The 25,466-nt window shown below is 41.2% G+C and carries 14 protein-coding genes; 13 read left to right on the top strand and 1 reads right to left on the bottom strand.

What is annotated here, in order from left to right; translation table 11 throughout:
* Window positions 1–109 precede the first annotated feature (109 nt).
* The 11 genes from CPS94_RS00410 to cydC all read left to right on the top strand — a co-directional run bounded on the left by CPS94_RS00410 (window position 110) and on the right by cydC (window position 22,258).
* Window positions 110–1,486: a UDP-N-acetylmuramoyl-tripeptide--D-alanyl-D-alanine ligase gene (locus CPS94_RS00410; RefSeq protein ID WP_112195868.1), complete on the top strand. Its 1,377-nt coding sequence runs from the start codon at window positions 110–112 to the stop codon at window positions 1,484–1,486.
* Window positions 1,487–1,628: 142 nt separating this feature from the next.
* Window positions 1,629–3,125, top strand: a complete 1,497-nt coding sequence (locus tag CPS94_RS00415; RefSeq protein ID WP_112195866.1) for a DEAD/DEAH box helicase — start codon at window positions 1,629–1,631, stop codon at window positions 3,123–3,125.
* 104 nt (window positions 3,126–3,229) lie between these two features.
* Window positions 3,230–3,421 carry a hypothetical protein gene (locus CPS94_RS00420; RefSeq protein ID WP_191981815.1) on the top strand — a complete coding sequence of 64 codons (192 nt, stop codon included), beginning with the start codon at window positions 3,230–3,232 and terminating at the stop codon, window positions 3,419–3,421.
* Between the two features lie 236 nt (window positions 3,422–3,657).
* Complete coding sequence (locus CPS94_RS00425) at window positions 3,658–5,970, top strand: YSIRK-type signal peptide-containing protein (RefSeq protein WP_162626385.1); 2,313 nt, start codon at window positions 3,658–3,660, stop codon at window positions 5,968–5,970.
* A gap of 49 nt (window positions 5,971–6,019) precedes the next feature.
* Window positions 6,020–6,547 (top strand): helix-turn-helix domain-containing protein, encoded by a 528-nt coding sequence (locus CPS94_RS00430; RefSeq protein ID WP_112194688.1) that lies wholly within the window; start codon window positions 6,020–6,022, stop codon window positions 6,545–6,547.
* Window positions 6,532–7,407 (top strand): IS3 family transposase, encoded by an 876-nt coding sequence (locus tag CPS94_RS00435; RefSeq protein ID WP_331250499.1) that lies wholly within the window; start codon window positions 6,532–6,534, stop codon window positions 7,405–7,407. The genes CPS94_RS00430 and CPS94_RS00435 overlap by 16 nt, the downstream gene beginning before the upstream one ends.
* 31 nt (window positions 7,408–7,438) lie before the next feature.
* Window positions 7,439–16,090 carry a Rib/alpha-like domain-containing protein gene (locus CPS94_RS00440; protein WP_112286309.1) on the top strand — a complete coding sequence of 2,884 codons (8,652 nt, stop codon included), beginning with the start codon at window positions 7,439–7,441 and terminating at the stop codon, window positions 16,088–16,090.
* Between the two features lie 255 nt (window positions 16,091–16,345).
* Window positions 16,346–17,776: a cytochrome ubiquinol oxidase subunit I gene (locus tag CPS94_RS00445; protein ID WP_089135682.1), complete on the top strand. Its 1,431-nt coding sequence runs from the start codon at window positions 16,346–16,348 to the stop codon at window positions 17,774–17,776.
* A complete protein-coding gene (gene cydB, locus CPS94_RS00450; RefSeq protein ID WP_004051125.1) occupies window positions 17,777–18,802 on the top strand; it encodes a cytochrome d ubiquinol oxidase subunit II in 1,026 nt (341 codons plus the stop codon).
* A complete protein-coding gene (gene cydD / locus CPS94_RS00455; RefSeq protein ID WP_112195860.1) occupies window positions 18,802–20,526 on the top strand; it encodes a thiol reductant ABC exporter subunit CydD in 1,725 nt (574 codons plus the stop codon). Before cydB ends, cydD begins: the two co-directional genes overlap by 1 nt.
* Entirely contained in the window at window positions 20,516–22,258 is a 1,743-nt protein-coding gene (cydC, locus tag CPS94_RS00460; RefSeq protein ID WP_112195858.1) for a thiol reductant ABC exporter subunit CydC, read from the top strand. The genes cydD and cydC overlap by 11 nt, the downstream gene beginning before the upstream one ends.
* Here cydC and CPS94_RS00465 read toward each other — a convergent pair whose 3' ends face one another.
* Window positions 22,259–23,236: a polyprenyl synthetase family protein gene (locus CPS94_RS00465; RefSeq protein ID WP_056960249.1), complete on the bottom strand. Its 978-nt coding sequence runs from the start codon at window positions 23,234–23,236 to the stop codon at window positions 22,259–22,261.
* 87 nt (window positions 23,237–23,323) lie between these two features.
* Here CPS94_RS00465 and CPS94_RS00470 point away from each other — a divergent pair, with 87 nt between their 5' ends.
* Together CPS94_RS00470 and CPS94_RS00475 are read left to right on the top strand one after the other, a co-directional pair.
* Window positions 23,324–24,238 (top strand): prenyltransferase, encoded by a 915-nt coding sequence (locus tag CPS94_RS00470; protein WP_112195856.1) that lies wholly within the window; start codon window positions 23,324–23,326, stop codon window positions 24,236–24,238.
* A 15-nt stretch (window positions 24,239–24,253) separates the two neighbouring features.
* Window positions 24,254–25,462, top strand: coding sequence for an NAD(P)/FAD-dependent oxidoreductase (locus CPS94_RS00475; RefSeq protein WP_112195854.1), 1,209 nt, complete (start codon window positions 24,254–24,256; stop codon window positions 25,460–25,462).
* Window positions 25,463–25,466 lie beyond the last annotated feature (4 nt).

Raw genomic sequence — 25,466 nt, forward strand, 5'->3', positions numbered from 1 at the left:
TAAGCAGTGCCTTTTTTGTAGCTCATTATTGTTTGTGATACAATGGATAGGAACTGACAAAAAAGTTATGTTGATCATTATTAGGTCGACAGAAAGGAAGAACATCCGCATGAAGATGCAATTATCCGAAATTGCTCGTGCTTTAGAGATAGAAGCAAAGGAAACTTGGGAAGATATCACCATTACTAGCGTTAGTTTTGATAGCCGCCAGCTAGAACCGGGGGCTTTATTTGTGCCACTTATCGGCGAACAAGACGGGCACCGCTATGTACAAGCAGCGTTAGATAATGGAGCCAGTGCAGTCTTATGGCAAGCTGATCATCCTGAGACACCAACTGCTATCCCAGCTTTGGTGGTCGAGGATACGTTGGTCGCTTTACAAGCATTGGGGCGTTATTATTTGCAAAAAATAAATCCCAAAGTCGTAGCTGTAACGGGGAGCAATGGTAAGACGACTACTAAGGACATGATCGCTGCGGTCTTGAGTACTCAATTCAACGTCCAAAAGACTTTTGCTAATTTTAATAATGAGATCGGGGTCCCAATGACGATCTTATCAATGGAACCAAATACTGAGATCTTGGTCGTCGAAATGGGAATGGATCGCTTTGGGCAGCTCGATGAGTTGAGTCGGTTGGCCCAACCAGACGTGGCTGTGATCACGATGATCGGGGAAGCCCATATCGAATTTTTCGGTACGCGTGACAAGATCGCTGACGCTAAGATGGAGATCGTTAATGGCTTGAAAGAAGATGGGATCTTGATCTATAACGGTGATGAACCACTTTTAGTCGAACGGGCAGCTAAGATCGAACAAGCGACCTTCACGTTTGGGAATGAACCTAAAGATGATCTTCAAGGGATAAATGTCGTAAGTGACGCTACAAAATCAAGCTTTAGAGTGACTTTATGGCCCGATGAAAACTTTACTATCCCGATGATCGGGGCTTATAATGTCAAAAATGCTTTGGCTGCTTTAAGTGTCGGTAAGGAATTCATGATCGATGTAGCTCAAATGGCTAAAGCGTTAGAAAACTTCGATCTTACCAAAAACCGCACGGAATGGCGCACAGGGACAAACGATTTTATGATCTTAAGTGATGTCTACAATTCTAATCCAACAGCAGCTAAAGAGGTCTTACAAGCCTTTGCTGAGGTCAAAGTTGCGGGAAAACGGATCGCTGTTTTGGGAGATATGTTGGAATTAGGGGAAAATGAACGTCAAATGCATGCTAGTTTAGCTGAGGTGATCGATCCAAATAAGATCAGTGAGGTCTATCTTTGTGGTCCATTGATGGAAAGTTTGGCTACAGCTTTACAAGCTAAATTTGATGTGGACCAGATCCACTGCTATTCACCAGAGCAAAAAGAACAGTTAGCTACAGATCTATTGACTAAATTAACACCTGATGATGCCGTTTTATTAAAGGCTAGTCATGGGATCCATTTAGAAGAAGTTCTAACTAAGATTGCTAAGAGTGAATAATAGTGATATGCTATTATGATACGTACAAAATGAATAAGTATGAGATGAACTTTGCGGGCTGGCGGGCTTTGGCGAAGTTTAGTGGTCTGTTATTTTGTGCAGACAGGTGGCATTGACCACCGAAACTAGGAGGAAATAATTTTTGAAATTTGATGAACTCGGTCTTTCAGAAAATCTGTTGAAAGCTGTTAAGCGCAGTGGCTTTGAAGAAGCTACTCCAATTCAAGAGGCAACGATCCCGCTGGTTCTTTTGGGTAAAGATGTGATCGGTCAAGCTCAAACAGGGACTGGTAAAACAGCCGCTTTTGGTTTGCCTATCTTAGAGCATGTTGATCCTAAGGAACATGCTATTCAAGCGATCATCATTTCACCGACCCGTGAATTGGCGATCCAAACGCAAGAAGAACTTTATCGCTTAGGAAAAGACAAGCGCGCACGTGTTCAAGTTGTCTATGGTGGTGCTGATATTCGTCGTCAGATCAAGCTCTTGAAGAATCCACCACAAATTTTAGTGGGTACCCCAGGGCGCTTATTGGACCATATCAACCGTAAAACCGTTGATTTGAGCAAAGTTAAGTTGTTAGTACTTGATGAAGCCGATGAAATGTTAGATATGGGCTTTTTAGATGATATCGAAAAGATCATTTCTAACGTACCAGGTCAACGGCAAACGTTGCTATTCTCAGCAACTATGCCAAAAGCTATCTTAAGGATCGGCGAAAAATTCATGACCGAACCAGAGATCGTCAAGATCAAAGCTAAAGAATTGACAACTGATCTGGTCGACCAATACTTTGTTAAAGCACGTGATTACGAAAAATTTGATATCATGACCCGCATTTTAGATGTTCAAGCCCCAGAATTAACGATCGTCTTTGGGCGGACGAAACGGCGGGTCGATGAATTATCTAAGGGGTTGGAAGCCCGTGGTTATAACGCTGCTGGGATCCACGGTGACCTTTCACAACAACGTCGAATGAGTATCCTCAAGCGCTTCAAGGAAGGCAAGTTGGATATCTTAGTTGCAACTGATGTGGCGGCTCGTGGATTAGATATTTCAGGGGTTACACATGTTTATAATTATGATATCCCACAAGATCCAGAAAGTTATGTGCATCGGATCGGACGTACAGGACGTGCTGGACGTCACGGTGTTTCGGTGACTTTTGTAACACCTAATGAAATGGATTATTTACGTGTTATCGAGCGCTTGACCAAGAAGCGAATGGATCCATTGCGTCCGCCAACAGAAGAAGAAGCTTTTGTTGGTCAAGTTTCTTCAGCTTTAGACGATATCAAAGAACTAGTTGCTAAGACCCAAACTGATAAATATGAAACCCAAGCTAAAGAATTATTGGCAGAATATGATGCAGTCGATCTAGTCGCAGCTTTACTCAATAATATGACTAAAGATGATGCTAGTTCAGTTCCAGTGAAGATCACACCTGAACGTCCATTGCCAAGACGCAAGAATAGCAGTACTGGCAAGTATAAACGCTATGGTAGTCGCCGAAACAATAACAAGCGTGATCGTTCCAAAAACTATCGGGACAATAAAAAGAAACGGCGTAATGAGTCGCGGGAACGCTTTACAAAGAAAAAGAGCGAACGTACCTTTACGATCAGAACAAAAGATTAATAAATAAGGTTAGAGGTCCCTTGTAGTGAATTAAAGTGGGTATAATGCCCTCCAAGTATACAGATGAAATAGAAAATTCATCTTATACTTGGAGGGTATTTTATATGTTTAGGAAATCAAAATACAGTGCAGAACAAAAATTAGCTATACTAAATGAACTGACCTGTAATAGTATCAGTGAGGTAGCTAAAAAGTATGCAGTTGGCAAGAAAACTATTGAATATTTCAACACGCAACGTGCATATGCATCAAAAAACGACCTGACTGCAGAAAAATTTTGCCTTCAAACCGCATAAACTGTTTTTCGATTTAAACTGTAGACTTGACAGAACCCAGTGCCAGCAACAAGGGGGTTTCATTAACATTATTTATATAATTTTTTTAATGAATTAATAAGTTTTTATTGAATATAATTAAATAAAAATGATTGAATCTATTGATTATTACTTATTTAAGCGCTAAAGTATGTACAAGTCATCAAGTGTCTCTAAATTAGATGCTTGATCTCAAATAATCAATGGAGGGTGAGCGTATGCTTTCGAAAAAAAATCATCAGCTTCAAGCACAAAAGCTCGAAGCAAAACAACAGCATTTTGCGATCAAGAAATTAACAGTAGGTGTAGCTTCAGTTTTGATCAGTTCAACATTTGCAATGTATGCTGGTTTACATACTGCGATGGCAGACGAGACGACTCGACCACAAGCAGCCAATACAGCAAGTGAGACCACGGCCACTGAAAATGAGACCGCTAAACCAAAAGTTGTTTTGAAGGCTACTACACCAAGTGAGGGTAATACCCAAACTGCCACAGTGGGAAGTTCTAGTGCCTTAACAACAACATCGACCAACAAGGCAGAGTCTGCAGTTGGACCAGCTAAAGCAGATAATGTCACTACCACAGTGGGAAGTTCTAGTGCTTTAACAACAGCGTCGACCGACAAGGCAGAGTCTGCAGTTGGACCAGCTAAAGCAGATAATGTCACTACCACAGTGGGAAGTTCTAGTGCTTTAACAACAGCGTCGACCGACAAGGCAGAATCTGCGGTTGGACCAGCTAAAGTAGATAATGCCACTAGCACAGTAGGAAGTTCTAGTGCTTTAACAACAGCTGTTGGTGAAGAGCCGACCGCTAAGCCAATGAATGATCTGGTTTCCCGATCAAAGGAAGTAAATTCTGATGAAAAACAGAATACACAAAGTTTAGTGCCGAGTGCGACTGTAGATCCAGATGAAACACCAACATCACCACAATGGCAAGCAAATGCTTCTAAGGCACTTGCAAATAAAAGTGGTTTATATACTCCGCAATTGAGTTATAACCGTAAATGGTATTCGATGACAGTAGATCCAGCTATGTTGACATCAGAGGTCATGAAGGGAAATGTTATTCCCTTTACAGCAACTATGCATCAGAGTACAGGAACGATGATCGTATCATCTGATTATAAGTTACGCCTACAATTAGATGCTCGTTTGGCTGACAAGGTCTCTTCAGTATCGCTTAGTCCAGCAAGTAATGAAAATGAGGTTGTTTATTTCAAGCGAGTTCTTGGTAGTGATGGTCAGCCTTCAAATATTTGGGAATCCAATGTTGTGTATGCCCAAGGTGGACTTTATGGTGGGACTCCATTAGATTCAGGCAAGCCTTTGTTGGCTAAAAATGGGAAGATCACATTAAAAGACACGCTTGAAAATATTTATCCTAAATTGCCAGACATCACGAATGAACCACTTGGTTACAACGGATATATTTATGATGCCTCAAGTCGGACCGCATTATTGGCAACTAACAATGAAGGCTATGTAGTCGGACCTAATGATCCGTTAGTTAAAATTCCAGTTACAAGTGCTTTGAGAAGTAAATTTATCGGGGCTCATTCAAACGTCAATTATGATCCAACGGTCGGAGAAAATGGTGCTTTAGTTGTCTATTATCAAGCACAAAAAAGTAGTATGTGGGCGTATCAAAATGACTGGCAATTCCAATTACATTATGCGATCGACCCTGTTTTATTACCATATTTAGAGAAGAAAAATGGTGCTTACACAGTCGAGTTGGATAAAGCTGTTTCAGTTATGGGGTTAGATGATGGTTCTTATGGATTTGAAGCGATCACAAATAATTTTCTCAATAATTTGTATAAACCGCTAAGTTATAGATCAAAATTGATGAAAAAAGTTGCTGATCTACCTTTGAATTTAGATGGGACAGGAACTTTGAATCCTTCAAATCTTAAAGATTTTGTTGAATTCAATGATGGTTTTTTTGTTCATGGACGACCAGTAATGGTTCGACTAGTCTACCGTTTGAATAAAAAACTAAATGACATCTATGCTGAGATGCTCAAAAATGGCATGACGGGTAATAATCTGTTATTTAGTCACTATTATTCAGATTCGACTGGAAAAATGCAAAACCAGTCTTTAGCAACCAGTGTACTTAGTTTTAATGATTCAGATGGCGATACTTTACCGAATTTGAAAGAAGAATCAGATTCTACTAATCCATATGTATCAATGCCTAATGTGTCTGACACTTATGTTTCCGATAAAAAAGTCCACGGACAGTTAGTCTTTAGTAATGTTGAAAGAAATCCTCAAGTTGTGAAAGTCGTTGATGATAGCGGAAACGTTTTGGGAGACACTGAAGTCAGACCAGAAACTTTTACGACGTTAGCTAAAGCAGTACCCTTTGAAGTGACTTTAAAGCAACCAACTTTGATAGCTGGTAAAAAAGTGACTGTACAAGTTTCAAGTAAATTAAATCACAGTGAAGATACAGTTGAAAATGCAGTTCCCCAAAGAACCGTTGTCCAAATCAAAAAAGGTCCTCAAGCGGTGTGAAGTGAACCCCCTAAGTTGGACAAAGGAATCTAACTTAGGGGGTTTTACTATGACTAAATTTTCTTTTGAGGATAAGTTGCAGGCTGTAAATATGTATCTAAGAGGCTATGGAAGTAACACAGTAGCTAAAGTTTATAAAGTGAAGAATCACTCAAATATCCTTATGTGGGTCAAACGATATCAAAAATATGGTATTGATGGGTTAAAAGTTCGCTGCCCTAAATACGATTACGATGGAAATTTTAAGCTCAACGTTTTAAACTGGAGAAAAAGACATAAGGCTTCCTATCCGGAAACAGCACTTCAGTTTGATATAAGTAATCCTGGGACGATCGCGACTTGGCAACGTAAATTGGATACTAAAGGTGTTGATGCCTTATTTACTAGAAGAGGACGGGCTAAACACATGACGACCAACAATAATAAACAAGCAGAAAAATCAGAATTATCTGAATTAGAACGTTTACGAGCTGAGAATCGTGCTTTACGGGTTGAAAATGAATACTTAAAAAAACTCGATGCCTTGGTTCAGAAGCGCGGACATCGCAAGAAAAATATCAAATCATCCAAGAATTAAGGCAAAAATTTAAATATACATTGGATGAAATACTACATTACACTAGTCTTAAACGTAGTACATTTTACTATCAAGCCCAACGAATAAACAGGCGAAAAAATAAAGATGAGGAGCTATTAAAGCTTATAAAGGAGGTCAAATCAAAGCACCCGTGTTTTGGTTATCGTACAGTAACACTGAAATTACGATCTCAAGGCATAAAAGTAAATCATAAGCGTGTTAGTCGCATCATGCGAGAAAATGATCTATCAGCGCATATGTATAATAAACAAAGGCGAAAATATAATTCTGCCCTTGGACCACAAGGTAAGAAAGCTAAGAACTTATTACATCGACGTTTTGATACACATTTACCATTTCAAAAAATGGTGACCGACGTAAGTGAATTTAGGTATGGAAATAAGACACAAGAAGAACGTGTCTATCTTTCACCTATCAAGGATCTATGTACAGATGAAATAGTAAGCTATAGTATCAGTAAGCATCCAACAACAGCCTTCGTGGTAAAACCGTTGGATGCATTGATAAAACTTAGACCTAAATTAAACTATCGTATGACTCTCCATAGCGATCAAGGTGTCCAATATCAGAGTGTCCAATGGCGAAAGAAGCTAAAGGAAAATAGGATCTTTCAAAGCATGTCTCGTAGGGCAACGTGCTTAGATAATGCACCCATGGAAAGTTTTTTCCACACAATGAAAGTAGAGCTATATCACAATAAAGAATATACAACACAAGAAGAGTTGGTCAAAGCAATGATCAGCTGGATCAGCTATTACAATAACGAACGGATAAAGGTCAAACTAAAAGGCAAGACACCGGTAGAATACCGACATCTTGCCTTAAGAAATATAGTCTAAATAGAGTGTCCAACTTTATGGGTTCACTTCAGTGAAGGGCTTAACTTATCCACTAAATGCGGTCTTTTTGCAAGAACCTAAGGCCTTGATCGCAAATACTGCTGAGCTACCGGCTGATGCGACTTATGCTTTGATCAAAAAGCCAGATCTAAGTACGAATGGAACTAAAAATGCGGTCGTTAAAGTAAGTTTTCTAGACCAATATGATAAAAATTATAATCACGAGATCGAAGTCCAAGTGCCAGTTAAGGTCGAAGGTGTTAATTTAAAAGATGGTGAATTTACGCTCAAGCCATTGGTAATGCACGTTAATGAGGTAAATGACGACCTTAGACCGTTACCTGTTGAAGAATTAGAAAGTTGGCATGAAACAGATGGGACCAAGACTCTTAATGGGCAATCGTTAAGATCTTTAGTCAAGAGTGTAACTTGGAGTCAGAGTCCTTCGACAAAGAAAGCTGGTCAAGCTCGTGGAGTCGTAACGGTCACTACCAAAGATGATAAAACGATGCTAGCAAATGTACCAGTAAACATTGTAGGCGCAACAGCTAGAGCAGATCTGAAAACACCTTGGGGCACCGAGCTTTTAGCTAAAGATGCTGTAGCTGATACTACAGCTTTAGCACAATTTGATAAAGCCGATTCACCAGTAACATACAAGTGGAAAGAACCATTAAATGTGACCCCGACAGCAACTGCTGATCATGTAATGCATAATGCAGTCGTAGTAACTTATGGGGATAAGACGACTCAAGAAGTTCCGGTTTCAGTGTCAGTTGGTCCTTCACAAGCAAGTAAGTTCACGGTAGCCCCAGCAAAAGTCGAGGTCCATTATGGGCAAACGGTAGATCCAGGGGCTAGTTTGACGCCAGAACAAAAAACGCATTTCAATGTAAGTCAAGTTACCTTAGAGCAACCAGTAGTTACGACTAAATTAGGTCAAGTAAATGCTAACGGGCAAGTAGTCTTTAAAGATGGTTCGACAGCTTCAGTAGAAGTCCCAGTTGTAGTCGTAGGTGCAACAGCTAAAAATGATGTTACAACAGCTTGGAATGTTTTGCCGACTCCACAAACTTTAGTAAGTAATGTATCTTCTTTAGCTAAATATACACCGACTTATACTTGGAACAAAAGACCAAATGTATCGCCGACTAAAGAAGAATCACATGTAGTTTCAGGTGTTGTTGATGTAACTTACCCTGATAAAGTAGTTCAACATTTACCCGCAACTTTGACTGTGTTAGCTTCGCAAGCTGAGAGATTTGATAACGCAACTGATAAACAAGTATTACCAGTCGTAGTTGCTTATGGAGCTACAGAGCTTGATGCGATGCATGCATTAGAGCCAGAAACAAAGACTGACTTTAGCGTGACACAAGCGACATTTACCACACCGGTAGACACAGCAACAGTTGGTACAAAAGAAGTTCCTGCTACATTGACATTTGCTGACACGTCGACGACAACTTTACCAGTTCAAGTCGAAGTTTTAGGTGCTAATGTAGCTTCAAAGGTTGAGACAGCTTGGGGGAAACTTCCAACAGCTAAAGATATGGTAACAAATGCTGATGAGTTGGAACAATTTGGTGCAAGTTATAGCTGGAAAAATGCACCTGTCGTAACTCCAGGTGCAGGGGAGGATCATCAAGTAACCGGGACACTTTTAGTTACCTATCATAACGGAGCAACGCAGACGCTTCCAGTCTCATTGACAGTCAAACCTTCAAAAGGTGAACGATTTGCAAATGATCAAGATGTGCATCTTAACGAGGTGAGCGTCAATTATGGAGCCAAAGTTCCTGCTGATAATGCTTTGACAACAGAGGAAAAAACTAATTCTAAAGTAACTGCTCTAGTATTTAAACAAGATGTCGATACTTTGACTGCTGGTGAAAAGTTATATCCAGTCCAGTTGAGTTTTAATGATGGTTCAAAACTAGATTCACAGGTCTTAGTTAAAGTTGTGGGAGCAGTAGCTAAGCAGGCACTGACAACGCCTTGGGGAAGAAATGTTGCAGCTAAAGATCTAGTAGCTAATACGTCTGAACTAGATCGATTTGGAACGCAAGAACACCCAGTAACATATCAGTGGGTGACAGATCCTGACGTGACTCCTGAACCAGAGCAAACACATACTGTCACTGGAACAGTTACGGTAACTTATGGGGATGGTGCAACACAACAGTTACCGGTAAGCTTTACAGTTGAACCTTCCGATGCAGAAAAAGCAACTAATGGGCTAAAGAATAGTAATGTAGCATTTACAGTAAACTATGGAGCTAAGGTTGATCCAACTCAGGCGTTAACAGCTTATTCAACTGAAATAAAAAATAAGACCAAATTAACAACAGCAAAATTTGCTGGGGCGGTCGAAACGACTGAATTGGGGATGAATGCTCATCCAGTTACGTTGACATTTGCGGATGGATCTACTTTAGCAGTCGAATTGCCAGTTAAAGTAGTTGGGGCACAAGTCGATCCAACACGCAAAACGGCTTGGGGAAAAGTACCAGATCCAAGTACCGTTGTAACTGATCTGACCGAATTAGCTAAATTTGATCCTAAATATACATGGAAAGTTCAACCAGTGACTACACCATTACCTGATCAAGATCATCATGTTCAAGGAACATTGCAAGTTGAATTTGCTGATGGAGCGACTCAAACAGTACCTGTTGAATTGGATGTGGCTCCATCAATGGCTGAAGCTGCTAAAGATCTGCAAATGCAACTAGTAGTAGAAGATCTGAAGGCTTCGGTCCCAGCAACTGATGCATTAAAAGGTCTGACTGAGCAAGATAGACAAGTTTATTCAGTCACGCAAGCACTTTTTGATCATCCAGTTGAGACAAATGAAGTAGGCGTGAAAAGTTATGAAGCCACGTTGACGTTTGCGGATGGATCAACAGCTAAACTACCAGTACAGGTTAAAATAGTTTCTCAAGCAGAGAATTTAGCTCCAGTTGCTAAGGAAGGATTAAATGTTTCATTAGGCGAGACGCTAGCGCCAACCGATGTATTGACTCCAGCTGTAGTTTTACCAAAAGATACCCAACTAAGCTGGAAGACACCAGTAGATACGACAAAAGCTGGACATCAAATGGGTGAGTTAGAAGTAACATATCCAGACGGCTCAAAAGACGTAGTGGAAGTTCCAGTGAAAGTAGGTACGGACGCTGAAGCCATGACACCAACAGTTCGTCCAGACCTTGGAGTAGCGTTGAATGGCGAATTGGTACCAACCGATGTGTTGAATTCAGATCTACCAAAAGATACTCAATTAAGTTGGAAGACACCAGTGGATACGACAAAGGCCGGCCACCAAACGGGTGAATTAGAAGTAACATATCCAGACGGCTCAAAAGACGTAGTGGAAGTTCCAGTGAAAGTAGGTACAGATGCTGAAGCCATGACACCGACAGTTCGTCCAGCGGTTGAAGTAGCCTTGAATGGCGAATTGAAGCCAGCTGATGTGTTGAGTTCAGATCTACCAAAAGATACTCAATTAAGTTGGAAGACCCCGGTGGATACGACAAAAGCTGGACATCAAATGGGTGAATTAGAAGTAACATATCCAGACGGCTCAAAAGACGTAGTGGAAGTTCCAGTGAAAGTAGGTACAGATGCTGAAGCCATGACACCGACAGTTCGTCCAGCGGTTGAAGTAGCTTTGAATGGCGAATTGAAGCCAGCTGATGTGTTGAGTTCAGATCTACCAAAAGATACTCAATTAAGTTGGAAGACCCCGGTGGATACGACAAAAGCCGGGCATCAAACCGGAGAGTTAGAAGTAACGTATCCAGATGGTTCCAAGGATGTAGTTGAAGTTCCAGTGAAAGTGGGAACAGACGCCGAAGCGCTGACACCAACAGTTCGTCCAGGCCTTGGAGTAGCGATGAATGGCGAATTGACCCCAACGGATGTGTTGAATTCAGATTTACCAAAAGAAACGCAATTAAGCTGGAAGATGCCAGTAGACACATCTAAAGCCGGTCATCAAACGGGTGAATTAGAAGTAACATATCCAGATGGTTCCAAAGACGTAGTGGAAGTTCCAGTGAAAGTAGGTACGGACGCTGAAGCCATGACACCAACAGTTCGTCCAGACCTTGGAGTAGCGATGAATGGCGAATTGACCCTAACCGATGTGTTAAATTCAGAGTTACCAAAGGATACTCAATTAAGTTGGAAGACACCAGTGGATACGACAAAGGCCGGCCACCAAACGGGTGAATTAGAAGTAACATATCCAGATGGCTCCAAAGACGTAGTGAAAGTCCCAGTGAAAGTAGGTACGGACGCTGAAGCCATGACACCAACAGTTCGTCCAGCGGTTGAAGTAGCTTTAAATGGTGAACTAAATCCAACCGATGTGTTGAGTTCAGATTTACCAAAAGAAACGCAATTAAGCTGGAAGATGCCAGTAGACACATCTAAAGCCGTTCATCAAACGGGTGAATTAGAAGTAACATATCCAGATGGTTCCAAAGACGTAGTGGAAGTTCCAGTGAAAGTAGGTACGGACGCTGAAGCCATGACACCAACAGTTCGTCCAGACCTTGGAGTAGCGATGAATGGCGAATTGACCCTAACCGATGTGTTAAATTCAGAGTTACCAAAGGATACTCAATTAAGTTGGAAGACACCAGTGAATACGACAAAGGCCGGCCACCAAACTGGAGAGTTAGAAGTAACATATCCAGATGGTTCCAAGGATGTAGTGGAAGTTCCAGTGAAGGTTGGAACGGATGCCGAAGCGTTAACACCAACAGTTCGTCTAGGTCTAGAAGTGGAATTAAATGGAGAACTGGCACCAACCGATGTGTTGAGTTCAGATCTACCAAAGGATACCGAGTTAAGTTGGAAGACGCCAGTGGATACAACAAAAGCTGGCCACCAAACAGGTGAGTTAGAAGTAACATATCCAGACGGCTCAAAAGACGTAGTGGAAGTTCCAGTGAAAGTGGGAACAGACGCCGAAGCGCTGACACCAACAGTTCGTCCAGACCTTGGCGTAGCTTTGAATGGTGAATTGAAGCCGACTGATGTGTTGAATTCAAAGTTACCAAAGGATACCGAGTTAAGTTGGAAGACGCCAGTGGATACGACAAAAGCTGGCCGTCAAACGGGTGAATTAGAAGTAACATATCCAGATGGTTCCAAAGACGTAGTGGAAGTTCCGGTGAAGGTGGGAACGGATGCCGAAGCAATGACGCCAGCAGTTCGTCCAGACTTTGGAGTAGCCTTGAACGGTGAATTGGCTCCAACCGATGTGTTGAATTCAGATCTACCAAAAGATACTCAATTAAGTTGGAAGACACCAGTGGATACGACAAAAGCTGGACATCAAATGGGTGAGTTAGAAGTAACATATCCAGATGGTTCCAAAGATGTAGTTGAAGTTCCAGTGAAAGTAGGTACAGATGCTGAAGCCATGACACCAACAGTTCGTCCAGCGGTTGAAGTAGCGTTGAATGGTGAACTAAATCCAACCGATGTGTTGAGTTCAGATCTACCAAAGGATACCGAGTTAAGTTGGAAGACACCAGTAGATACAACAAAAGCCGGCCATCAAACGGGCGAGTTAGAAGTAACATATCCAGATGGTTCCAAGGATGTAGTGGAAGTCCCAGTGAAAGTGGGAACGGATGCCGAAGCGCTGACGCCAACGGTTCGTCCAGCAGTTGAAGTAGCTTTAAATGGAAAATTGAAGCCAGCTGATGTGTTGAGTTCAGATTTACCAAAAGAAACGCAATTAAGCTGGAAGACGCCAGTAGACACATCTAAAGCCGGGCATCAAACTGGAGAGCTAGAAGTAACGTACCCAGATGGCTCCAAAGACGTAGTGGAAGTTCCAGTGAAAGTAGGTACAGACGCCGAAGCCATGACACCAACAGTTCGTCCAGCGGTTGAAGTAGCGTTGAATGGTGAACTAAATCCAACCGATGTGTTGAGTTCAGATTTACCAAAAGATACTCAATTAAATTGGAAGACACCAGTAGATACAACAAAGGCCGGTCACCAAACTGGAGAGCTAGAAGTAACATATCCAGATGGTTCCAAGGAAGTAGTTGAAGTTCCAGTGAAGGTAGGTACGGATGCCGAAGCGTTAACACCGACAGTTCGTCCAGACCTAGAAGTGGCATTGAATGGTCAGTTGACACCAGAACAAGTATTGAGTTCAGAGTTGCCAAAAAATACTGAGTTAAGCTGGAAGACGCCAGTAGATACGACAAAAGCCGGGCATCAAACTGGAGAGCTAGAAGTAACGTACCCAGATGGTTCCAAAGATGTAGTGGAAGTCCCAGTGAAAGTGGGAATGGATGCCGAAGCGCTGACGCCAACAGTTCGTCCAACAGTTGAAGTAGCTTTGAACGGCGAACTGAACCCAACCGATGTGTTGAGTTCAGATCTACCAAAAGAAACCCGCTTAAGTTGGAAGACCTCAGTGGATACGACAAAGGCCGGCCACCAAACGGGTGAACTAGAAGTAACATACCCAGATGGATCCAAAGACGTAGTGAAAGTCCCAGTGAAAGTAGGTACGGACGCTGAAGCCATGACACCAACAGTTCGTCCAGACCTTGGAGTAGCGATGAATGGCGAATTGGCTCCAACTGATGTGTTGAGTTCAGATCTACCAAAGGATACCCAATTAAGTTGGAAGACACCAGTGAATACGACAAAGGCCGGCCACCAAACTGGAGAGTTAGAAGTAACATATCCAGATGGTTCCAAGGATGTAGTGGAAGTTCCAGTGAAGGTTGGAACGGATGCCGAAGCGTTAACACCAACAGTTCGTCTAGGTCTAGAAGTGGAATTAAATGGAGAACTGGCACCAACCGATGTGTTGAGTTCAGATTTACCAAAAAAAACGCAATTAAGCTGGAAGATGCCAGTAGACACATCTAAAGCCGGGCATCAAACTGGAGAGTTAGAAGTAACATATCCAGACGGTTCCAAAGAAGTAGTCGAAGTTCCAGTGAAAGTAGGTACGGACGCTGAAGCACTGACGCCAACAGTTCGCTCAGGCCTAGAAGTAGCGTTGAATGGCGAATTGGCTCCAACTGATGTGTTGAACTCAGAGTTACCAAAAGATACTCAATTAAGCTGGAAGACACCAGTAGATACGACCAAGGCCGGCCACCAAACCGGAGAACTAGAAGTAACATATTCAGATGGTTCCAAAGATATGGTAAAAGTAACAGTTGAAGTAGTTGAGCCACCAAAAGAAACACCTGTAACTAAGCCAGTCTCTGAAAGCGTTGATCCTCAAGTTAAAAATAATTTGCAAGTAGGATTAGGAGAAACGTTAGAACCAACGAAAGTGCTAGATGGCAAGACTTTACCAACTGGCACCCGATTAAGCTGGAAGACACCAGTAGATACAACAAAAGCTGGCCATCAAACAGGTGAACTAGAAGTAACATATCCAGATGGTTCCAAAGATGTGGTGAAAGTAACAGTTGAAGTAGTTGAGCCACCAAAAGAAACACCTGTAACTAAGCCAGTCTCTGAAAGCGTTGATCCCCAAGCTAAAGAGAACTTACAAGTAGGATTAGGAGAAACGTTAGAACCAACGAAAGTGCTAGATGGCAAGACTTTACCAACTGGTACCCGATTAAGCTGGAAGACACCAGTAGATACGACCAAAGCAGGATATCAAGCCGGAGAATTAGAAGTGACATATCCAGATGGTTCCAAAGATGTGGTGAAAGTAACAGTTGAAGTAGTTGAGCCACCAAAAGAAACACCTGTAACTAAGCCAGTCTCTGAAAGCGTTGATCCCCAAGCTAAAGAGAACTTACAAGTAGGATTAGGAGAAACGTTAGAACCAACGAAAGTGCTAGATGGCAAGACTTTACCAACTGGTACCCGATTAAGCTGGAAGACACCAGTAGATACGACCAAAGCAGGATATCAAGCCGGAGAATTAGAAGTGACATATCCAGATGGAAGTAAAGACTTAGTCAAGGTATTAGTAAAAGTAGGGACTGATGCCGATATGTATACACCGGTCGGAAAATTAGGAGTTATGGTCAGCTTAAATGCTAAGGTTGCCCCACAACAATTTTTAGATACGGATCGCTTCCCGAAGGATACTCAATTTACTTTTGAAAAAGACTTTGATACTACAAACTCAGGTGAACAAAAAAATATGCTTAAAGTCGTATATCCAGATGGTTCCTATGATGAAGTAGTTGTTAGTGTTAAAGTATATTCCGAGGCTGACCTCTTCACTCCTAAAATGCGTGCTGCTCTTAAAGTGACAAAAGGTACGTCCTTGGCTTTAGATGACTTATTTGATGAAGGATTGCCAACTGATGCCCAAGTAAAATGGCTCGTTTTAGTCGATACGAATAGGGTTGGGACTCAAACCGGTAAACTAGAAGTAAGTTATCGTGATGGATCTAAAGATATGTTAAATGTCGTGGTTGATGTAGTAGAGGCTGATCAAGCACAACGTTTGACAGATGTTTTTCATGTGAATGGTCCTAAAGAAGGTTCCGCTGTAAATAATTGGAAAAAAGTTACAGGTAAACAACATACCGCCGGTGCAAAAAAACATAAAGAAGTTTTACCACAGACAGGTGAACACGAACACGAGTCGACCACTCTTTTAGGGATGATGTTGTTGATGCTATTAGGAACATTCAAGTTTGGTTATAAAAAGAAACACTAAAACTTTAAAATAAGAGTGTAGATTTTTGTATAGCGCATTTTATACCCCTTAAGTAAATGGATGGAAATATCCGTCTAAATGCTTAGGGGGTATTTTAGTTGCTAGAATTTTTTAAGAAAAATAACGTAAATATACCAAAAAAATCAAATTATTCTGTATTTAAAGAGTTAAATCGTTGAAAACGCTTAGTTTCAAGAGTAAACTTAGAGTGTATAGGATTTACTATGGAACAATTTTTAGAATGGAGGGATAGAAATGGATATTGTAGATCTAGCGCGTTTCCAATTTGCGATGACAACGGTCTTTCACTTCTTCTTTGTACCATTTTCGATCGGAACGGCCTTCGTAGTTGCAATTTTAGAAACGTTCTACGTACGTACCAAGAATGAAGCTTATAAAAAGTTGGCTAAATTCTGGGGAAATATCTTCTTACTGAGCTTTGCAGTCGGTGTTGTTACTGGTTTGATCCAAGAATTCCAATTTGGGATGAACTGGTCTGATTACTCACGTTTTATGGGGGATATTTTTGGGGCACCTTTAGCCCTAGAAGCTTTATTGTCATTTTTCATTGAGTCTACATTTATCGGTCTTTGGATGTTTACTTGGGATCGAGTAAAGAAGGGCACGCATTTATTCTTTATGTGGATGGTCTGTTTTGGGACTTTAACGTCTGCGTTATGGATCCTGGCAGCTAACTCATTTATGCAACATCCAGTTGGGTATGCGATCAAGGGTGGCCGTGCTGAAATGGTCGACTTCTTTGCCTTATTGAAAAACCCACAACTTTGGTTTGAATACGGGCATGTTATCTTAGCTGCGTTAACTATGGGGGGAGTAGTACTCGCTGGTTTGACAGCTTTCCAAATGCTAAAGAAAGATACTACCAAAGAAGCTAAGGGTCTCTACAAGAAATCAATGCGTTTAGGCTTGTGGATGGCAATGATCTTTTCAGTTGGGACGATCCTAGTCGGTGACTTCCAAATGAAATATCTTGTTACTGAGCAACCGATGAAATTCGCTGCAACTGAAGCGATCTATGAAACCACAGGAGATCCTGCACCGTGGACGGCTGTGGGGATCGCTGATACTAAGAATCATACGGTCAAGTATAAGGTCGATATTCCAGTTCTTTTAAGTTTATTATCATATAATAAGCCATCTGGTTCAGTTAAAGGGATGGATGAGATCAATGCTGAAATGAAGGAAAAATATGGAACCACGATCGATGGGACCAAGATGGATTACATTCCACCAGTAAATACACTTTTCTGGAGTTTTAGAGTGATGGCTGGCTTTGGTGCTTGGATCATTCTAGTTTCTTTTGTCGGTTTATTGATGACACGTAAGAAGAAAGAAACATTGTATAAACGGCGCTGGATGTTGTGGGCTTTAGCACTAACGACATTTGTACCGTTTATCGCTAATACAGCCGGTTGGTTTATCACTGAATTTGGTCGTTACCCATGGACTGTTTATGGTCTATTCACGATCCAACAAAGTGTTTCGCCAAATGTTTCTGTAACTTCCTTGTTGATCTCAAATATTGTTTACTTCACGCTCTTTACGACGCTTGCCATCGTGATGATCGGTTTAGTAAAACGTCAATTGCAAAATGATCCAACTCAAATGCAAGGCCACGGCTATGCAGATAAGATTTTGGATCCATTCGATAAGGGGGCGTTTTAAATGAGTTTCTTACAAATTTTATGGTTTATTTTGATCGGCGTCCTATTTGCAGGATTCTTCTTCCTTGATGGTTTTGACTTTGGGGTCGGGATGGCAACGCGGTCATTAGCTCACAATGAAGATGAACGCTCACAAATTATTGAAACGATCGGACCCGTTTGGGATGGTAATGAAGTTTGGTTGATCACTGCAGGCGGAGCGATGTTTGCTTCGTTCCCATACTGGTATGCAACGTTATTTAGTGGCTACTATTTGATCTTGTTGATGATCTTGTTTGGCTTGATCATCCGTGGGGTCTCTTTTGAGTTTAGAACAGCGAGTGATCCAAAGAAACAACATATTTGGAGCTCAGCTTTGGCATTAGGTAGTTTGATAGTACCATTTTTCTTGGGTGTGATGTTTGTTTCAATGATCCAAGGTATGCCGATCGACGCCAATGGTAATATGAGTGCTGGTTTCTTTGATTACTTCAATGTTATGTCAGTTGTTGGTGGTGTGGCTTTAGTCTTATTGACTTATTTACATGGCCTTAACTACATTGCATTAAAGACACTCGGTGATATTCGTGAACGTGCACGTAACTATGCTGCTTTTCTCTACTGGATCTTATATGCTGGCCTAGTAGTCTTTGCAGTCTTGTTATTCTTCCAGACAGACTTCTTCCAAGTCCGTCCGCTCGGAACTTTGATCACAGTGGCTTTGATCGTTTGCTTTGCTGTTTTAGGGCATATTGCAACTTTCAAGGGCAACGAAATGTTAGCTTTCATTTCTAGTGGTTTGACAATGGTCTCATTGGTCGCAATGATCTTTGTAGGTATGTTCCCACGGGTAATGATCTCTAGCATCAGTGATAAGTATGACCTCTTGATCCAAAATGCTTCGTCGACCTCATATACACTGACTGTGATGACGATCGCAACGATCTGCTTGTTGCCATTTGTTTTGGCATACACGATCTGGTCATACTGGATCTTTAGAAAACGGATCGCACTTCCAGTTGTGCACACAGCGGAGGTAGTTAAATAATGATCGATAAACTGCTGTTTAAACTAGCAGGAATAAGACAGATCATGGTAAAGCTTGCAGGACTCTCGTTCCTGCAAGCTTTACTTATCATAGGGCAAGCTTTATTTTTAAGTGCTACTTTGACTGATCTGTGGTTGGGAAAGCCACTAAAGAGTCAAGTATTCAATATTGGTGCTTTTTCGGTCTGTTTTATCCTGCGTCAAGGAATAGATCTGATCGATGCCAAATTATTAGATGATTATGCGCGAAAAAGTGCTAAAGAAATGCGAAAACGATTGTTGGAGAAGATCTTTATTCTAGGGCCTGGAGTGGTCCAAACTCAAGGAACAGGTAATCTGGTGACTTTGACTTTGGATGGGATCTTTCAGGTAGAAAATTACATCAAATTATTATTGAGTAAAATGATGAGTATGGCGATCGTGCCAGTCTTGATCTTGTTAGTAACATTTTGGATGGATATTACTTCTGGGATCATTATGTTGTTGGTGTACCCCTTGATCGTTTTATTTATGGTCATTTTGGGCTTTGCAGCTAAAGCTAAAGCTGACCGTCAATTTTCGACGTTTCAACGTCTATCCAATCACTTTATCGATTCGCTTCGGGGCATTGATACCTTAAAGTATTTTGGTTTGAGTAAACGATATTCTAAGAGTGTTTATCGTTCAAGCGAAAACTTTCGCAAGACTACGATGCAGACCTTACGTGTAGCTATGTTATCAACTTTTGCGCTCGATTTCTTTACGACTTTATCGATCGCTGTTTTGGCTGTCTTTTTAGGACTAAGATTGATCGATCAGCAAATGTCACTTTTCTATGGCCTATCGATCTTGATCTTAGCGCCCGAATATTTCTTGCCGATCAGAAATTTTGCTAATGACTATCATGCGACCTTAAATGGTAAGAACTCATTTCATGCGATCGCAAAGATCATCCATGCGCCTCTACCTAAAGCTTCTGAAGTCAAGTTGACTTCGTGGCAAGTCAAAGATAGTTTCAAAGTAAAGCAAGTGGGTTTTAGCTACGATGAACAAAATGGGATCGCACCTGTGAGCTTTGCGGTCAAAGGCTATCAAAAAGTTGGGATCATTGGCATGAGTGGTTCAGGAAAAACGACTTTGATCAATTTGTTAAGTGGGTTTTATACGCCTAATACAGGTGGATTTACTGTCCAAGGACATGAGCTACCTAACTTGGATCTAGCTGACTGGCGTAAACAAGTCCTCTATATCCCACAATCGCCTTATGTTTTCTCAGATACTTTACGAAACAACATTGCGTTTTATACGCCTGATGTTTCAGATGAAGAGATCTATGAAGCGATCAAAGTGGTCGGCCTTGAGCGTTTAGTTGCTGAGTTGCCTGAGGGTCTAGATACTAAGATCGGGAGCGGAAAACGTGCACTTTCAGGTGGACAAGCCCAACGGATCGCTTTAGCCCGTGCATTTTTGGATAAAAAACGCAAGGTCATGATCTTTGATGAGCCGACTGCACACTTAGATATCGAGACTGAATTGGAATTAAAAGAAAAAATGATGCCACTGATGCAAGATCGTTTAGTTTTCTTTGCTACCCATCGGCTACATTGGATGCATCAAATGGACTATATCTTGGTCATGGATGAAGGAAAATTAGTTGAAAGTGGTACTTATGCGGAACTTTTAGCTAAAAATGGCTACTTCTGTAAGTTGTTAAGTGAAATGAGGGGGGATACAGATGCTAAATAAGTTATCATTTTTTAAAGCTTTGCAACATGATAGCTGGGTCAAGCCGTTTTTGAAGCATTATAAAAAAACACTTTGGCTGGCGATCTTCCTCGGCATTTTAACTTTTATCTGTGCAGGGGGCTTAATGTTTACCAGTGGCTATCTGATCACAAAATCAGCGACACCACCGGAAAATATCTTATTAGTCTATGTTCCGATCGTTTTGACGAGAGCTTTTGGGATCTTTCGCCCCTTATTGCACTATTTAGAACGGTTGACTAGTCATAACTGGGTCTTTAAGATGACCTCAGAGTTTCGGCGTAAGATGTATGATGCTTTGGAACGAGATGCGGTCTTTTTCAATAACAAATATCGCTTGGGAGATATCTTAGGTTTGTTATCAGAAGATGTTGCCCATATCCAAAATCTATATCTGCGGACCCTTTTCCCATATTTTACAGTTTGTGGGCTTTACGTCTTTATCATTGTTGGTTTAGGCGTGATCTCACCGCTGTTTGCTTTGTGGATGCTTGTATTATATGGACTTTTGATCTTTGCGCTTCCCCTTTGGTCGGTTGTTGTCAATGGAGCACGCCAAGAGTACGAAAAACAGCTCAAAAATGCGTTGTACCTTGATCTTACCGATAATGTCTTAGGAGTCTCGGATTGGATCTTTTCAGAACGTGCCAATGATTATCTTAAACGACACGAAGAAAATGAAGCTAAATTGCTTATGACACAAGAAAAGATGCGCAAATTTGAACGGCGCCGTGACCTAGTGGGACAGTTTATCTTTTTGGCGATCGTTGTTAGTTTGATCATTTGGGCATCAAGTCGTTTTGGTGGCACTGAGACTGATTCGATCAACTGGATCGCAGCATTTGTGCTCTGTGTCTTTCCGTTGGCGGATGCCTTTATGCCACTGCCAACAGCTGCCCAAGAGACTAACGTGTATTTAGATTCGATCAAGCGTTTAAATGCTTTGCCGAACCCAGAAAAACGCCAAAAAGCACCAGAAGTTACAGCTCCTTATGAACTGCAAGTTAAAGATCTGGTATATGCTTATGCTGATGGTCACCATAATGTGTTGAATGGGGTCAACTTAAAGATAAGTCCAGGGGAAAAGCTGGCAATTTTAGGTCGAAGTGGCTCGGGAAAAAGTACCCTAGCTAGTTTATTACGGGGAGATCTAACTCCAACAGCAGGATCAGTGACCTTAAATGCGATCAAAACGACAGAATTTGGCGATAAGATCGCTAAATATATCGGTGTTATCCACCAAACGCCATATCTTTTCAATACGACTGTAGTCAATAATGTTCGGATCGGTAATGAAGGTGCTAGTGATGAAGAAGTTTGGGATGTTTTAGAGCGAGTAGGCTTAAAAAAATTGATAAAAAAACTGCCTCAAGGACTGGAAACGATGGTCGATGAGGCAGGATTGAGATTTTCGGGTGGTGAAAGACACCGTTTGGCTTTAGCGCGGATCTTACTAAAAGATGCGCCGATCATCATTTTGGATGAACCGACAGTCGGACTTGACCCGATCACCGAACGTGCCTTGGTCAAGACATTCATGGATGTCTTACAGGGTAAGACTTTGATCTGGATCACACACCATCTCCAAGGAGTCGAGCATGTAGATCAGATCGTCTTTATCGAAGATGGCCAGATCAAACTACAAGGAGCTCCTAAACAGCTGGCTGACAATAAGCGTTATCAAAAACTTAAACAAGTTGATGAAGGCTATTGATCAGTTAGTTTTCTTCAAAAGGCGTTTGATCAACTTTTCGAGCAAGTCGCGTTTTTGCGAGGCTGGAAGCTGCGAAGTCTGATCGAGCGCTTTTTGTATGAATTTTTCAGCTAGGGCTTTGGCTTTAGTGACGCCGCCGTATTTTAAGACGAGTTGTTTGACAGCTTCCATATCGGCAGCAGTCATCTGCTCTTTTTTAGCTAGATAAGGCATCAATTCGGCTTTATGTTCTTGTAGGACCATTAATAAGGGTAAAGAATAGACGCCAGTTGCAAGGTCTTCCATGACTGGTTTATTTAAATTTTTGCCATCAGAGTAGTCAAGGATATCGTCTAACATTTGAAAACTCAAGCCGATATTTTGCCCGATCCGTTTAGCTAAAGCGACTTGGCGCCGGTCAGCTTCACTGAAATAAGCCCCTTCTTGACAGGCGAGACTAAAGATCGCAGCGGTCTTACCGTTGATATTGCGAAGATAAGTCAAAAAGCTCTGTTCTGTATCAAAACGGGCATTCATTTGGCCGATCTCACCATTTAAGATCTGACGCATCATTTGTGCGTTGACTTTGAGATAAGGCGAGGCATATAAAGCATCAGCGATCAGATCAAAAAAGACAGTAAATAACAGATCCCCAGCATACACGGCGACATCTTTTCCAAAAGCAGATTGAATGCTGACTTGACCACGTCGTTTAGGTGAATCGTCAATGATATCATCATGGATCAAAGTTGCAGTGTGTAAAACTTCGATCGAAGCTGCGAGTTTAAGGAGACGTTCATCAGCGATCGTAGTCGAATTTTCCTTGGAAAAGAGCAATAGCAAGGCGGGGCGGAGATATTTTCCGCCGTTATTTGCCATCTGTAAGAGAGCGCTTTTAAGTTTAGGATCGTTGACTTCGATCTTTTTTGCGATCAATTGATTGACGATCTGCAGATCATCTTTGACCAACGGATACTGTTGCCAAAAATTTAATTTCATTATTTAGGTTTCCTTCCGACATATTTATCTAGTTTTATTGTACACTATACTGTGAAGACTAAACCAGTACAAAGCGAGGTAATTTGAATGTCACTTAAGGTTTTCCTTGAACTTGTTGAGATCAAGGCCAAAACAGCCAGTGTTTTACCTTTCTTGCTCGGAGTATGTTTTAGTTATTATTATTATCATTCACTTAATTGGGCGAATCTTTTGCTCTTTTTTATCGCAATGTTTTTATTTAACATGTCAGTCGATGCGTGGGATAATTACAATGACTATCATAATGCTCTTGATAAAGAGGAGTATAAACAAAAGACCAATATTATTGGTCGTGAAAACTTATCACCAGGAGAAGTTTTATGGATGTTACTTGGAATGGCTGGGATCGCGACTGTTTTAGGACTAGTATTGGTCGTACGCACAGGGTGGCCGTTATTATTGATGGGGATGTTTTGTTTTGCGGTCGGGATCTTATATTCCGCTGGGCCACGTCCACTATCGAGTTTACCGGTCGGCGAGTTCTTTTCTGGCTTTACCATGGGTGGAATGATCATGCTGATAAGTATTTATATCAATACTTATCAGGAATTTACGTTTGATCTCTCTGATCTTTGGCGGATCGCTTTATTAGCATTGCCAAATATGTTGTGGATCTCAAATTTGATGTTAGCTAATAATATTTGTGATCTAGCTGAAGATGAGCGCAATCATCGGTATACGATCGTGCACTATTTAGGAAAAAAACGGGCTTTGCAGGTCTATACTGCAAAAAATATTTTGGCGTTGGTCAGTTTGTGCTTAACACCATTTATTGGCTTAGCCCCCTATACGGTCTTATTGATCGTTTTAGCACTCCCATTTTTCTACCGGCAAAATAAATTGCTATGGGAAAAACAAGTAAAAGCTGAAACTTTTATTACAGCAGTCAAAACTTTAGCTGTAGGTTCGTTTTTACAAGTTATTTTATATTTATTAGGTATCTTATTTAATCTTATTTTTTAACGAGGAGATTTTTTTATGAAAAAAGTAGTTGTTTTAGGTGCTGGATATGCAGGCTTACAAACGGTGCATAAGTTACAAAAGAAAGTCAAGGGGAAAGCTGAGATCATCTTAGTCGACAAAGATGATTATCATTATGAAACAACGGAATTACATGAAGTTGCTTCTGGGACCCAACCGGCTTTGAAGATCACTTATCCGATCGCTGATATCATTGATCCAGCAGTGACGAAATTTATCCAAGATGAAGTAGTAAAGCTAGATGCTACCAAAAAACAAGTGCAACTAAAACAACATGGTATACTCGACTATGATTACTGTGTCTTAGCATTAGGCTTTGTTTCTGAAACCTTTGGGATCAAAGGAGCTAAAGAAAATGCGCTTGAGATGACAAACATCAAGCAATCATTGGCGATCTATGACCATATTTTAGCTTCGATGAAAAAATACAAAGAAACAAAAGATAAGCGTTACTTACAACTTGTTGTCTGTGGCGCTGGTTTTACTGGGATCGAATTAGCTGGTGCTTTAGCTGAAGGACGCCCAGAATATGCTAAAGTTGCTGGGGTAGCACCATCAGAAGTTAAGATCACAGTTGTTGAAGCAGCAACGCGTCTTTTACCAATGTTTAGTGAAAAATTAGCTGACTATGGTGTCAAACTAGTTGAAAGCTTGGATGTTGAACTACTTTGCGGTGCTAAGATCAGTGAAGTGGCACCTGGTGAAGTGGTCTACGAAAAAGATGATCAAACCAATTCCTTAAAAGCTGAAACGATCATTTGGACAACAGGTGTTTCAGGTAGTCCCGTTGTTGGTGAATCTAACTTACAAGAACGTCGTGGTCGGGTCGTAGTCACAGATAATTTGACTGATCCAAACTTTGATGATCTATATATCTTAGGTGACGTAGCGGCCGTGATGGATAAAGAAAGTGGACGTCCATATCCAACAACGGCTCAGATCGCTACTGAGATGGCAGTCTATGCGGCTAAAGATCTCGAATCACAGATCAACGGGAATGGGCATTTGAGTGTTCCATTTGTTTATAAGAGTAAAGGAACAGTCGCTTCAGTTGGTAATACCCATGGTTTTGGTGTGATCGGAAAATTGGAGATTAAGGGTTATCCAGCTTCGATGATGAAGAAAATGATCATGAACAAGTCACTCTTTGAGATCGGTGGCTTCAAAGAATTTATTGCTAAAGGTCGCTTCGACTTATACCACTAATTTT

Source organism: Ligilactobacillus murinus, assembly GCF_003288115.1.
GTDB classification, from domain to species: Bacteria; Bacillota; Bacilli; order Lactobacillales; family Lactobacillaceae; genus Ligilactobacillus; species Ligilactobacillus murinus.

Bases quoted from the DNA above. Each gene is read 5' to 3' on its own strand.
- CPS94_RS00445 (WP_089135682.1), top strand. From the start codon at position 16,346: ATGGATATTGTAGATCTAGCGCGTTTCCAATTTGCGATGACAACGGTC.
- cydD (WP_112195860.1), top strand. From the start codon at position 18,802: ATGATCGATAAACTGCTGTTTAAACTAGCAGGAATAAGACAGATCATG.
- CPS94_RS00465 (WP_056960249.1), bottom strand. From the start codon at position 23,236: ATGAAATTAAATTTTTGGCAACAGTATCCGTTGGTCAAAGATGATCTG.
- CPS94_RS00425 (WP_162626385.1), top strand. From the start codon at position 3,658: ATGCTTTCGAAAAAAAATCATCAGCTTCAAGCACAAAAGCTCGAAGCA.
- CPS94_RS00475 (WP_112195854.1), top strand. From the start codon at position 24,254: ATGAAAAAAGTAGTTGTTTTAGGTGCTGGATATGCAGGCTTACAAACG.
- CPS94_RS00430 (WP_112194688.1), top strand. From the start codon at position 6,020: ATGACTAAATTTTCTTTTGAGGATAAGTTGCAGGCTGTAAATATGTAT.
- CPS94_RS00420 (WP_191981815.1), top strand. From the start codon at position 3,230: ATGTTTAGGAAATCAAAATACAGTGCAGAACAAAAATTAGCTATACTA.
- CPS94_RS00410 (WP_112195868.1), top strand. From the start codon at position 110: ATGAAGATGCAATTATCCGAAATTGCTCGTGCTTTAGAGATAGAAGCA.
- cydC (WP_112195858.1), top strand. From the start codon at position 20,516: ATGCTAAATAAGTTATCATTTTTTAAAGCTTTGCAACATGATAGCTGG.
- cydB (WP_004051125.1), top strand. From the start codon at position 17,777: ATGAGTTTCTTACAAATTTTATGGTTTATTTTGATCGGCGTCCTATTT.
- CPS94_RS00470 (WP_112195856.1), top strand. From the start codon at position 23,324: ATGTCACTTAAGGTTTTCCTTGAACTTGTTGAGATCAAGGCCAAAACA.